The sequence below is a fragment of the Methylovorus sp. MP688 genome (assembly GCF_000183115.1).
In the GTDB taxonomy this organism is placed as follows: domain Bacteria; phylum Pseudomonadota; class Gammaproteobacteria; order Burkholderiales; family Methylophilaceae; genus Methylovorus; species Methylovorus glucosotrophus.
Genome location: NC_014733.1, coordinates 266,934 through 279,991, shown reverse-complemented (window position 1 = coordinate 279,991; position 13,058 = coordinate 266,934). Strand labels below are relative to the sequence as shown.

Sequence of the window (13,058 nt, the reverse complement as noted above, 5' to 3'; positions counted from 1 at the left end):
GACCCCTGTTATTTTTTTACCTGCCAACATCAGAAATAACTGATTTTTGTTGCATTCTACATTGCAATTGGCGTGCCACAGGCGAAATTCTTGTTCCGAAATTAAATTGATTACGATTATGGGCTTATATGATTAAAATCATCTTCCCAGCGTCAAAATATCATCATCTCTGACAATAAAATGACACCTACCAGCCCCACATCGATTGCCATGCACGCCTCGCGATTTGCCATGGCATCTCGCCAGCAATGGCAGCTGGCGCTGATGTTGTTTTCATTGCACGGGTTGCTGGTGTGGGGCATAGGGAGTGAGCTACAAACAGCCTGGGCCCTTTTTCATTATGGCTGCTTTCTGCTTTGGCAGCCCGTGCTGCATGGCAGGGAGCCCCTCACCCTGCGAACCGCCCTGATTCTGCTGGGCGGCGGGATTGTAATGACTATATTCATGAGCTGGTGGCTCATGGCTTTCTGGCTTTGCCTGCTGTTTTCCTTGCTAGGCGGACGCATTTTTTCGCTGGCAAAAACATCTGCCCGCCCTGGCTTTCTGCTGGCCGCAACCTACTTGCTGGCCATGCTGACCATGCATGTCGTGCCGCGTTTGCTCGCCAGAAATATCGATACGGATGCCTTGATGGTGCTCGTTGAATACGGGCTGCTTTTGCTGCCCGTCGGCGTGCTGTTTACCAAGGCTGAGCATGGGGATGCTCGGCAAGCGCTTGCCATGGACTTTTTCTATACGTTGATGCTTCTGATGGTCACCATCACGCTGGTGCTCGGATGCTTCGCCATCGCCACGACCACACAGGCACGCTACACCGAAGTATTGCTGAAGATGATTTTTGCCTTGGCGGCAGGCTTGCTGGCCTTGAGCTGGTTCTGGAATCCCAGGGCAGGCTTCTCGGGGATTGGCCTGATACTTTCGCGCTATCTGCTCAGTGTGGGCTTGCCTTTTGAACAGTGGATACAGAGTATCGCCGAGCTTGCCCAGCAGCAACGCACGCCAGCCAGCTTTCTTTCGCATGCCATTGCCGACATTGCGCAGTTGCCGTGGGTTGAGGGCGCCACATGGCGCCTCGGTGAGAGCGAACAGCAATTGGGCAAACCCAGCATGCATCTGCACGAGTTGCAGTTTCATGATGTGAATTTGACCTTGTATAGCCGCTGGCCGCTGACTCCCGCCTTGACGATACACGTCAAACTGCTGACCCGCATTGTGGCCGAGTTTTATGAAGCAAAACGCCGCGAAGAAACCATGACACAGAATGCCTATATGCAGGCGGTATATGAGACCGGCGCCCGCCTGACGCATGACATCAAGAATCTGGTCCAATCCATGGGCGCCCTGTGCAGCGCAGCCGAGCATACCGCAGCAAGCGATCAGGAGCGACTGCTTGCCTTGATCCGCAAGCAATTACCCCTGCTGAATGAACGCATGGCAAAAACGCTGACCAAGCTGCAATCACCTGCCAGCGAAACGCGTAACACGCTGCCCATCTTGCAGTGGTGGGAAAGTTTTCAGGCGCATTACCCTCAACTTGGGATTATTTTCGAGACCACCATCTCTGCCAATCCAGAAGTGGATGGCGATGTGCTGGATAGCGTGACGGACAATCTGATTCAGAATGCCCTGGCCAAGCGCAGCAGTCAGCCAGAGCTGGCCATTTATGTCAGCCTGAGTGGGGATCATCACTATACGGTGGCAGTAAGAGATACCGGTAGCGCAATGCCCGCGACTATCGCCGAGAACCTGTTCAAAAAACAGGTAAGCTCGGGCAAAGGGCTGGGTATAGGCTTGTATCAGGCTGCCAAACAGGCAAACGCCAGCGGATTAACGCTGGCGTTGAAGGAAAATCGCGAAGGTGCAGTCTGGTTTACGCTAGGCCCGCAACAGCCGGCCTAGCACCAATCATCAAAGCGTTCCGTAAGAGTGCAGGCCGGAAAGGAACATATTGACGCCAAGGAAGGCAAAGGTCGTCACCAGCAAACCAACCAATGCCCACCAGGCCAGCATGCTGCCGCGCAAGCCCTTGACCAGGCGCAAGTGCAGCCAGGCCGCATAATTCAGCCACACGATCAGTGCCCAGGTCTCCTTCGGGTCCCATGACCAGTAGCCGCCCCAGGCTTCCGCCGCCCACATGGCACCCAGAATGGTCGCAATGGTGAAGAAGGCAAAACCGACGGCAATCGCCTTGTACATCACGTCATCCAGCACTTCAAGCTTGGGCAGGCGCGATGCCAGAATGCCACGCTCGGCCAGCAAATAAGCGCTACCCACCATCGCTGCCAGCGAGAAGGCGCCATAACCAATAAAGTTGGCAGGCACATGGATTTTCATCCAGTAAGATTGCAAGGCAGGCACCAGCGGCTGAATGGCATTGGCCTGACGATCAAAGGTGTACCAGAGGATGAAGCCTACCGCCGCGTTAATGACCAGCAAGACAAAGCCACCCAGCTGGCGGGTTTCATAGCGGCGTTCATAGTAAAGATACAAAAGTGCCGTAATCAGGCAGAACAACACAAATACTTCATACAGATTGCTGATAGGAATATGGCCAACATCCGGCGCAATCAGATAGGACTCATACCAGCGCACCATCAGTCCGACAAAGCCCATCAGTACGGCGGACCAGGTCAGGCTGGTCGCCACCTTGCCGGAGAATTCGGAGCGCCGGAACAAGGCAAACCAGTAGGTCAGCATGGCCAGCACAAACAGCACATTCATCCACATGATGGCGGACTGGCTGGAGATAAGGAATTTCAACAGGAAGGCATGCTCGGCGCGGGCCAGATCGGCCTGATAGAGCTGAATGGCAAACAGGCTGATGATGCCGATGCCGATAATCAGAAGACGCATGGGTTTCCACTGCCAGCCCAGATAACTGAAGCCGAGTGCGGCACCGATCAAAAAGGTTTTTTCGTAGGCATCCATGTAAGCGCCATATTGCTGGTAGGCAAACAGGGCGCCCGCACAGAGGATGATGGCATACAGCCAATCCTGCCAGCGCAAACGCTTCAACAGCGGCTGAGGGTGATCTTCAAACAAAATGGTATTCATGGTTTTTCCTGATCCTTGGCTAGATAGCATGCGCTATTCGCTTTGCAACAATCGACGCAACTGTTCGCGGTACTGCTCGAACTCCATATCCAGATCGCGATTCTTGCGATTCGCAGACATGGTAAACAACACTTCATTCGTGGGTTTGATCAACATCCAGATACGGCGTTCCCGGATATAAATCATGGCAAAGATGCCCAGCACCAGCAACACGGACCCACCATACACCAGATTCTTGCCGGGAGAGCGCGTCAGTTGCAAACCACTGGCCTGACGTTGCTGGAATTCATCCAGCTGCAAATAAAACGGGGCGCCATAAAAGAATAGATCACTCATGGCATTCAGACTTTCCTGCAGAAAGATCTGCGTATTGGAATCAGGCTCACCGGCCTTGAGTCCAGCACGCTCAAGCCCCAGCTTGTAGGCCTCAAGCGTCGCACCAGAGATAATTTTCAGATAGGTCTGCGCCGCCTTTTCGCGTTGCGGCTCCGGCACGGCATCTTCAATCATCTTGGCAATCCGCGTGTAGCCACCTGCATCAAAGCCTTGCAACAACTGCACTACACTCGCCTGGAATTTCTTGCGCATGTCGGGATCAGCTTTGTCGCCCATGGCATCCTGAGTAAAGCGACGCGCAATTTCCTCGTGCAGGGAGGGATCAAACATGGTGGCCCGTAGCCGCATGAACCCTTGCAAGCTGTAATCCTCATCCGCAGGAATACGCAGGTACTTCAATTCATCCTGTGGCGTTGCCCGCATGCCGGTGACGAAATAGCGGCGGCCATCCAGCTGCAATGGCTGCATGTAGCTCACATACTCGCGCGCCTGACCTTGGGCATCGCGCACCTTGTACGTGATGTTGGGGCCAACGTTATGTGGCTTGCCCTTGCCATCGGGAGACAAGTTAAGAATGTTGAACAACCTGAAATCGTTGAATTCAACTTTCAGCGCCTGATCGCCCTCACCCAGGGTCACGTTCTTGAAGATATTGCTTTGCACTTTGATCGGCTGATCTTTGGCGCCAAACAAACCATATGCATTGAAATTGAGCTTGGTACCACCATCCTGAAAATCGGACTGGTAAATGGCAATGCCTTTGTAAATCAGCGGATGATTGACACTGATGGTGTGCGCCAACGGCTCCTTGAGGTCAGGATCAATAATCAAGAGATCACTCTCGAAGGACTTGGGCTGGCCAGTGGCGTAATGCTCAATCCGGAACTGCTTCAGCTGAATACGGAATGGCAGCTCCTGCACCAGATAGCCATCGCGAATGCGCATGAAAGACACATTGGAGCTGGCACCTTCCGGCAGGGTCATATTGGCGCGGAAAGACAAATTCCGCACGGACAAGCGGCTGATGGCCGGCACTTCATTCTCAGGAATATCCAGCGTTTCGACCTTTTTGTAGCCGAGCAGCTCTTGCACCTTGAAGGGCACGTTGCCATCAATCAGGCCGCCGACACAAATGACGACGATGGCCGTGTGCGTCAGGATATAGCCCAAGCGCTGATAGCTGCCTGCCTTGGCGGCAATCAGCTCGCTGCCATCGGCTTGCTGTACGGTTTTGAAGCGAAAACCACGCTGCCCTAAAAACTGCACGATACGCGCACGCGCCTCGGCAGTAGCGGCAACTGTATAAGAAGCACGATGACTGAATGCCCGCAGGGATTTTTCTGTCGCGCCCTCACGATAAGCACGCAACTCCCGTAACATCAGGGGGCTATTACGATAAATACAAAGGCTGGTCGACAGCACCAGGAACACCAGTATCACCAGAAACCAGACACTGTGGTACACGTCATACAAGCCCAGCTTTTCGAACAGATCAAACCAGAACTGGCCGAACTTGATCACGTAATTGGGATAAGGCTCGTTTTGCTTGAGGACCGTTCCGATGATAGACGCGATCCCCAATACGGTAAGCAAGCTCACGGCAAAACGCATGGAACTAAGGAGCTCGTATAGTCGACGGGAGTTGGAGAACTGAGGCTTCAAGGCGTAATCAATCTGAAAGAGTTCGTTTAGGACAAACAAGACTGGCAGGAGTTGCCAAAAAAGTTAAGGGTGGCTTGCAGCCACCCTTAACTTTTTAAAACAGCTATTGGACCAGCCCCGATGGGACTAGCTTAGTGCAGACCCTGAATATAGTCAGCAACCGCTGCCATATCGCTATCACTCAGCTTGGCGGCCACCATACGCATCATCTTGGCAGCATCATTGGCACGTTCGCCAGCACGGAATGCCTTCAGCTGGGTCACGGTGTAATCCGCATGCTGACCAGCCAGACGTGGGAACTGCACAGGAATGCCAGCGCCAGCAGGACCGTGACAGGAAGCACAGGCAGGAACACCTACGCCAGGAATACCACCCTTGAAGATTTTTTCGCCAACAGAACCAGCACCATTGCTCTTGGCCGTGCCTTGTTTAGGCGTTTGCGAACCGAAGTATGCACCCAGGTTGCTCATGTCTTCAGGGGTCAGATTGGCCACCATGCCAGCCATGATCGGGTTCTTGCGATCGCCAGCCTTGAAGTTGGTGAGTTGCTTGGTAATGTATTCCGGATGCTGACCTGCCAGCTTGGGGTACATAGGCACCATGCTATTGCCATCCGCACCGTGACAGGCCGCACAGACGGTGGTCGCTGTTGCAGCGCCCTTGCTGGCATCCCCTGCGGCAAAGGCAGAAATGGCGGTCATTGAGCCCAGGGCAAGCACCGCAATGTGACGGAAATTCATATCCAGCTCCTCAAACAATACTACTGATTTAAATATGGTTAAACATTAGCCACGCATTTTATCCAAATTTACGTTATCGTGGTAGCATTTTTGCCCCTTGCTGTCCTTGAATAAGCCTCTATCTATGCCATTGTTTCAAAACGCCACATTCCATATCTCTGCTCATCATCTGAGCGACTTGCCTCCGCCATTCGGCATCGAGGTCGCTTTTGCCGGCCGCTCAAATGCAGGGAAGTCAAGCGCGCTCAACACCATGGCGAATCATAATCGTCTGGCTTTTGTCAGTAAGCAGCCAGGCCGCACGCAGCTGATCAACTTCTTTAGTCTGGGCGGAGATCGTTTTCTGGTGGACTTGCCCGGATACGGCTATGCAAAAGTCCCGGAGAGCATGCGCAAGCACTGGCAAATGACGCTTTCCAATTACCTGAGCCACCGCTCATCCTTATACGGACTGGTGTTGGTAATGGATAGCCGCCACCCATTAACCCCGCTGGACCGGCAAATGCTGGACTGGTTTGGTCCCAGCGGCAAACCGATTCATGTGCTGCTGACCAAGTCGGACAAGCTGTCCAGAAGTGCCGCCATGCTGACCCTGAATGCCGTGCGCAAAGAATTGAATACCACATGGGGCAACTGCTCGGTACAGCTGTTTTCCAGCCTGAAAAAGCAAGGCGTGGAAGAAGCCGAAGCCGTCATCGGCAAATGGCTGTTTCCACCACAGGATCACACCACAGAAGAACCCTCCGAGAGCCCTGCGGAGTAAGGCCCTATTTTCGGGTAAAGATAATATCCCATACGCCGTGGCCCAGCTTGATGCCACGGTTTTCAAACTTGGTTAAGGGTCGGTAATCCGGCTTCTCGGCATACGTATCCGCCGTATTGCGCAATTGCGGCTCCCCCTGCAACACTTCCAGCACCCACTCGGCATATTCCTGCCAATCTGTCGCCACATGCAGATAAGCGCCGGGTTTAAGCTTGCTGCACAGCAGCTGTACAAAAGCCGCCTGAATCAAGCGGCGCTTGTGATGGCGCTTTTTATGCCAGGGATCCGGGAAGAAAATATGCACGCCATCCAGGCTCGCATCCGGGATCATGTGCTGCAACACCTCGACGGCGTCATGCTGAATCACCCGGATATTCTCCAGATGCATTTCGCCTACCAGCTTGAGCAGGCTGCCGACGCCAGGAGTATGCACTTCCACGCCAATAAAATCGCGCTCGGGTTGTACTTGGGCGATTTTTGCGGTGCTATCCCCCATGCCAAAACCGATCTCGAGAATTTTTGGACTCTCCGCCCGGCCAAATACCTGATCAAGCACGATGGGTTCCGGCTGATACGCGACGCCATAAACTGGCAGCCACTGCTCCAATGCCTTGCGCTGCCCTTCGGTCAGTCGCCCCTGCCGTAATACGAAGCTGCGAATGGGGCGATGCTTGGGATTGTCCTGCTCACCCGCGGGCAGCTCATGCTCTTTATGTTCCATACTGGTCACAATGCAAATTACGTTAAACCGTCATTATAACGGAGGGGGCATGGCGCCCCAGCGGGAATTTGGATTACAGGGTATGTCGTTTGTCGCCGCGGCCAAAGCCGCGCAAAGGCTCATCAATACCACGCCCGACAGCGATCACCTTGAATAGCTCGCCCATCTCCGCCGGGGATAGCAGTTTCTGGGCAGACGAAGCAAGCGGTGCATATGCAGCGACATCATGCGGGGACACCTCGACAAGACACTCCGTAATGCCGCAATTGATGAGGAATTGCGCCTGACTGGCATAGCCCATGACAGCCAGCCCCTGCTGCATGGCAGATTCGGCAATCCGGGTGAAATCCACGTGCGCCGTAATATCCTGCAAGCCTGGGTATAAAAACGGATCCGTATGCGCATGGTGGCGATAGTGGCACATCAGCGTGCCTTGCTGGCGTTGTGGGTGGTAATACTCATGGCGAGGAAACCCGTAATCAATCAGCAGCACGACACCTCGTTGCAACATGCTGGCAAGGCTGGCTATCAGGCCGCCAGCTGCCATACAGATTTCGGTGGTGTAAGACTCAGGCAATCGAGTCTCGCGGAATGCGGCCTGAATGAGCGCATCAGCTGGCTGATCAACCCACTGCAATTCAGCATCTGGCGCAAGCCCAACGCCCCGTTGCAACAGTCCATCGGCCTGCTGATGGACAATATGCACGGGCAAGGCATCCAGCACTTCATTCCCCAGCACCAGGCCGGAAAACGCCTCGGGCAGGCTATCCAGCCATTCCACGCGTTGCATCAAATGCGGGGGCAAAACTTTCTGCAAGTAATCCTTCTGCACCTGCCGCAAGTAAGCGCTTATCTCCAGAATGCGGTATTGTGATGGCAGCTGCTGCAGGCGATCCAGCTCAAGCAGCAAATCGGCCGCCAACCGGCCACTGCCGGCACCCAGCTCAAGCACATCCCCAGCAGTTGCAGACAGTATGTCGGCAGCCTGCATGGCAAGGGTGCGGGCGAATAGTGGAGAAAGCTCGGGAGCCGTAACAAAATCTCCTGCCGGACCGAACTTTTTGGCCCCGGCACTGTAATACCCAAGGCTTGGTGCATACAGCACCAAATCCATGTATTGTGCAAAGTCCAGCCAGCCGCCCGCCTCTGCAATATGCCTGCCAATATGCAGCTTCAATTGCTGACTGTGGGCAGCCGCGTCGGCATCTGGTTTTGGTAATGAATTGATCATGATAGCTCGGCATTATAAACAGCACTGGGCACTATTTCGGAAACTGGCGTGAATTCAAATCTTAATGACAAAGTAGTACTGATTACCGGGGGAGCCAAGCGCGTAGGCGCCTCCATCTGCCGCCTGCTGCATGCTGGCGGGGCAAAGCTGATGATCCATTACCGCAGCTCGGCGAGCGAAGCCCGCGCCCTGCAATCCGAACTCAACCTGCAACGGCCAAATTCAGTCGCCATTATCCAGGCGGATCTGTTGAATATCGCGGTACTGCCGAGCCTGATTCAGGAAACGATCAAGCAGTTCGGCAAACTGGACGTGCTGATCAACAATGCCTCCAGCTATTACGCCACCGAGCTCGGCCAGATCAGCGAAGACGCCTGGACAGACCTTGTCGGCTCCAACCTCAAAGCACCGTTGTTCCTGTCGCAAGCGGCAGCGCCCGAGCTGCGCAAAAATAGCGGCTGCATAATCAACATTACCGACATGCATGTAGAACGGCCGAAGAAAGGCTACATCGTCTACAGCGTGGCCAAAGCGGGGCTGGTCACCCTGACAAAATCGCTCGCGCATGAGCTGGGACCAGAAGTCCGCGTTAACGCCGTGGCGCCCGGCCCCGTGCTATGGCCGGAAGACAACCCGCAATTTGACGAGGTGTATCGACAACGCGTTATTTCGCAAACCCTGCTGAAGCGCATAGGCGAGGGGGACGATGTGGCCAAGGCCGTTCGCTTCCTGATTCAGGATGCACCTTTTGTCACCGGGCACGTGATGGCCATTGATGGTGGTCGCTCGCTTAACTTGTGAGCCATGCATCAAATCCGGATGCATACTTTATAATAGCGGCATGAAACATTATCCCGACAACGTCTCCGCCAACTTCCTGAAGTTGCGCAACAGCCTGATCAGTGCCACTGGCAAAGCCATTGGTGATTACAACATGATTGAAGACGGCGACACCGTGCTGGTCTGCATGAGCGGCGGCAAGGATTCGCATGCCATGCTGATGCTGTTGCTGGCCCTGCAGGAACGCGCACCGGTGGATTTCAAGCTGATCGCCATGAATCTGGACCAGAAGCAGCCCAACTTCCCGGAAGAAGTCCTGCCAGCCTATCTGGAAAAGCTGGGCGTGGAATACCGCATCGTCGAAGCCGACACCTATTCCATCGTCAAGGAAAAAATCCCCGAAGGCAAAACCACCTGCTCACTGTGCTCGCGCCTGCGTCGCGGCATTATTTACAGCACGGCAAAAGCCCTGGGCGCCAATAAAATTGCCCTGGGCCATCATCGCGACGATATTGTGCAGACCCTGTTTCTCAATATGTTTTTCGGCTCCAAGCTCAAAGCCATGCCGCCCAAGCTCAGTACCAATCGCGGCGAATTCATGGTGATCCGCCCGCTGGCCTATTGTGCTGAAAAAGACATTGCCGCCTACGCCAGGGGCATGGAATTCCCGATTATTCCTTGCGACCTGTGTGGCTCCCAGGAAAATCTGCAACGCCAAAAAATCAAGGACATGCTGAACGCGTGGGAACGCGAACAGCCCGGCCGCATCAATAATATTTTCCGCGCCATTACCAATGTTGAGCCTTCACACCTGGCCGATACTGATCTATACGACTTCAAAGGCCTGACCAGCGCATCGCTGGAGGATGAGGACCCCTTGTTTGGCGACATCGCCAAGGAAGAGCAGCCCGCGCTTGCCATGGCTAGCCAGGAAGGTACCCGCATTGAGTTTCGCCGTCCGGAAAATCGATTGAGTGCCGACATCGAAGCTTGATCAGGGGTAAACCCGCCATTTTGCGCACTTGCCGACGGCTAGATAAAAGTTGCAAAATAGTGGCGAGACAAGCCCTTGACACGCGACTTTCCTTGTCTAGTCACGGATTTACTCTTATTATCTGCCACTCTTGCCATCGTCTGCGCCCACGTCAATGTCCAAACTGCTGATTGTTGAATCACCATCAAAAGCCAAAACCCTGAAAAAATATCTGGGTAGCGACTTTGAGGTCCTTGCCTCTTATGGGCACGTGCGTGACCTGATTCCCAAGAACGGCGCGGTGGATCCGGAAAATGACTACGCCATGAAATACGAAGTCATCGACCGCAACTCCAAGCATGTCGATGCCATCGCCAAAGCTGTACGGGCTTCTGATGCCATCTACCTCGCAACCGACCCGGACCGCGAAGGTGAAGCCATTTCCTGGCATATTGCCGAAATCCTGAAAGACAAAAAGCTGATCAAGGACAAACTGATCAAGCGCGTGGTCTTTCATGAAATTACCAAAACCGCCGTGCAGAATGCGATTGCCAGCCCGCGCGACATCTCCATGCCGCTGGTCAATGCACAACAGGCACGCCGCGCACTGGATTATCTGGTGGGCTTCAATCTGTCGCCCCTGCTGTGGAAAAAAATTCGCCGTGGCCTCTCTGCTGGCCGCGTACAGAGTCCGGCCTTGCGCCTGATTGTCGAGCGCGAGCTTGAGATTGAGGCGTTCAAGAGCCAGGAATACTGGACCATCCATCTGGAATCCAAGAAACACCAGCATCTGTTTGACGCACGCCTGGTGCAGCTGGATGGCAGCAAGGTCGAACAGTTTACGGTGACCAATGAAACGCAGCAGGCCGAAATCGTAGGCAAGCTGTTGCTCGCCAGCGCGGGCAAAACCACGGTCAGCCGTGTAGAGAAGAAACAGAAAAACCGTAGTCCGGCGGCGCCTTTTACGACGTCCACCCTGCAACAGGAAGCCGTGCGCAAACTGGGGTTCACCACCAGCCGCGCCATGCGCATTGCGCAGCAGCTGTATGAAGGTATTGATGTTGGTAACGGCACCGTGGGTCTGATCACCTACATGCGTACGGACAGCTTCAGCATGGCCGCCGAGGCCGTCATGCAGATTCGTGACTACATCAAGCGCAACTTCGAGCCCGACTACCTGCCGAAGTCGCCCATCATGTACAAAACCAAGGCCAAGAACGCCCAGGAAGCGCACGAAGCGATACGTCCAACCGATATCACGCGCACACCGCAAAGCCTGAAAAACTACCTGACGCCAGAGCAGTTCCGCCTTTATGAAATGATCTGGAAGCGCGCCCTCGCCTGTCAGATGGCACCTGCCAAGTTTGATGCCGTCAGCGTCGATCTGGCAGTGGGTTCGGATGCCAACCTGTTCCGTGCCACCGGCCAAACCATGATTTTCCCCGGCTTTATTGCCGTATACATGGAAGGTCAGGACGATGCCGAGGAAGAAGCCGAAGCCAAGCTGCCGCACCTGGAAACTGGCGAAGTGCTGGACGTGAACAAGATTTTCGGCGACCAGCATTTCACTGAACCTCCGCCACGCTACTCTGAAGCCAGCCTGGTGAAGGTGCTGGAAGAATATGGCATTGGCCGCCCCTCCACCTACGCCAGCATTATCTCCACCCTGCAGGATAGAGAGTACGTGCTGCTGGACAAGAAACGCTTTACACCAACCGACGTGGGCCGCGTCGTCAATAAGTTCCTGACCGAGCATTTCACTCGCTATGTGGATTACGGCTTTACCGCCAACCTCGAAAACGAGCTGGATGATATCGCCGAAGGCGAACGCGAATGGGTCCCCGTGCTGGATGATTTCTGGCAAGGCTTTAACAAGCAGTTGTTGGAAAAAGCCAATATCGACCGCGCGGAAATCACGCAGGAAGATATTGGCGAGGCCTGCCCCAAGTGCGGCAAGCCATTGCACTCCCGTCTTGGCCGTTTCGGCAAGTTTATCGGCTGCTCCGGCTATCCGGAATGTGACTACATCCGCAATACCGGCAGCAACGCCGCCGCCAGCAGCGAGCCTGTGGTCATGGGCCACGATCCGGCAAGCGACAAGGATATCCTGCTGCTGAACGGCCCTTACGGCCCTTATCTGCAACTGGGGCTGCCAGAAGAAGGCAGCAAAAAGAAACCCAAGCGCGTCAGCATCCCCAAAGAAATTCCGCTGGCGAATGTGGACCTGGAAGTCGCCATGAAGCTGATCGCCTTGCCGCGCGATCTGGGTCAACACCCAGAAACCGGCAAGAAGATTGTGGCCAACATCGGCCGCTTTGGGCCGTACGTCAATCACGATGGCAAGTTCAAGTCCATTCCACGCTCGGACAGCGTGTTCGATATCGATCTGCCGCGCGCGGTCGAACTGCTGGCCCAAGCCAAATCCGGCCCGGCGCCACTCAAGGACCTCGGCAAGCACCCGACGGAAGACGGCAATATCGAGGTTTATGCAGGCCGCTATGGCCCCTATGTGCAGCATGGCAAATTGCGCGCCACCCTGCCCAGCAGCGAGGCACCGGAAGAGCTGACCATGGAAGAGGCTCTGGCACTGCTGGCAGCCAAAGCCGCCAAGGAAGCCCCGGCCAAGAAACCAGCTGCCAAGAAAAAAACCACCGCTGCTAAAAAACCAGCGGCAAAAACGGCGACCAAAAAAACCACGGCCACCAAGAAACCGACCACGCGTGCCAAAAAAACGGCTGTGACAGAAAGCTAAGGCCGAATCAGCAGCTACTCCCCGCAAGCATTGGCGGAGGTAGCTG

At 54.6% G+C, this 13,058-nt stretch carries 10 protein-coding genes; 5 read left to right on the top strand and 5 right to left on the bottom strand.

Going from position 1 to position 13,058, the window contains the following annotated elements; translation table 11 throughout:
* Nucleotides 1-180 precede the first annotated feature (180 nt).
* Nucleotides 181-1,899, top strand: coding sequence for a HAMP domain-containing sensor histidine kinase (locus MPQ_RS01310; RefSeq protein WP_013441081.1), 1,719 nt, complete (start codon nt 181-183; stop codon nt 1,897-1,899).
* Nucleotides 1,900-1,908: 9 nt separating this feature from the next.
* Here the strand turns inward: MPQ_RS01310 and ccsB are convergent, their stop codons facing one another.
* From ccsB to MPQ_RS01295, 3 genes are all read right to left on the bottom strand, one after another.
* Nucleotides 1,909-3,054: a c-type cytochrome biogenesis protein CcsB gene (gene ccsB, locus MPQ_RS01305; protein WP_013441080.1), complete on the bottom strand. Its 1,146-nt coding sequence runs from the start codon at nt 3,052-3,054 to the stop codon at nt 1,909-1,911.
* A gap of 33 nt (nt 3,055-3,087) precedes the next feature.
* Complete coding sequence (locus tag MPQ_RS01300; protein WP_013441079.1) at nt 3,088-5,001, bottom strand: cytochrome c biogenesis protein ResB; 1,914 nt, start codon at nt 4,999-5,001, stop codon at nt 3,088-3,090.
* Nucleotides 5,002-5,183: 182 nt separating this feature from the next.
* Nucleotides 5,184-5,792, bottom strand: coding sequence for a cytochrome c (locus tag MPQ_RS01295; protein WP_013441078.1), 609 nt, complete (start codon nt 5,790-5,792; stop codon nt 5,184-5,186).
* 124 nt (nt 5,793-5,916) lie between these two features.
* Here MPQ_RS01295 and yihA point away from each other — a divergent pair, with 124 nt between their 5' ends.
* The gene (gene yihA, locus MPQ_RS01290; RefSeq protein WP_013441077.1) at nt 5,917-6,555 is read left to right on the top strand and encodes a ribosome biogenesis GTP-binding protein YihA/YsxC; all 639 of its coding nucleotides are present in this window, start codon (nt 5,917-5,919) and stop codon (nt 6,553-6,555) included.
* A gap of 4 nt (nt 6,556-6,559) precedes the next feature.
* Here yihA and trmB read toward each other — a convergent pair whose 3' ends face one another.
* Both trmB and MPQ_RS01280 read right to left on the bottom strand, forming a co-directional pair.
* Nucleotides 6,560-7,276 carry a tRNA (guanosine(46)-N7)-methyltransferase TrmB gene (gene trmB / locus MPQ_RS01285; protein WP_013441076.1) on the bottom strand — a complete coding sequence of 239 codons (717 nt, stop codon included), beginning with the start codon at nt 7,274-7,276 and terminating at the stop codon, nt 6,560-6,562.
* 73 nt (nt 7,277-7,349) lie between these two features.
* Nucleotides 7,350-8,507 carry a class I SAM-dependent methyltransferase gene (locus MPQ_RS01280; RefSeq protein WP_013441075.1) on the bottom strand — a complete coding sequence of 386 codons (1,158 nt, stop codon included), beginning with the start codon at nt 8,505-8,507 and terminating at the stop codon, nt 7,350-7,352.
* A gap of 48 nt (nt 8,508-8,555) precedes the next feature.
* Between MPQ_RS01280 and MPQ_RS01275 the strand changes: the two genes are divergently transcribed.
* The 3 genes from MPQ_RS01275 to topA all read left to right on the top strand — a co-directional run bounded on the left by MPQ_RS01275 (nt 8,556) and on the right by topA (nt 13,012).
* Complete coding sequence (locus tag MPQ_RS01275) at nt 8,556-9,308, top strand: pteridine reductase (RefSeq protein WP_013441074.1); 753 nt, start codon at nt 8,556-8,558, stop codon at nt 9,306-9,308.
* 40 nt (nt 9,309-9,348) lie between these two features.
* Nucleotides 9,349-10,281 (top strand): tRNA 2-thiocytidine(32) synthetase TtcA, encoded by a 933-nt coding sequence (gene ttcA / locus MPQ_RS01270; protein WP_013441073.1) that lies wholly within the window; start codon nt 9,349-9,351, stop codon nt 10,279-10,281.
* Between the two features lie 154 nt (nt 10,282-10,435).
* A complete protein-coding gene (gene topA, locus MPQ_RS01265) occupies nt 10,436-13,012 on the top strand; it encodes a type I DNA topoisomerase (protein ID WP_013441072.1) in 2,577 nt (858 codons plus the stop codon).
* Nucleotides 13,013-13,058: the final 46 nt, after the last annotated feature.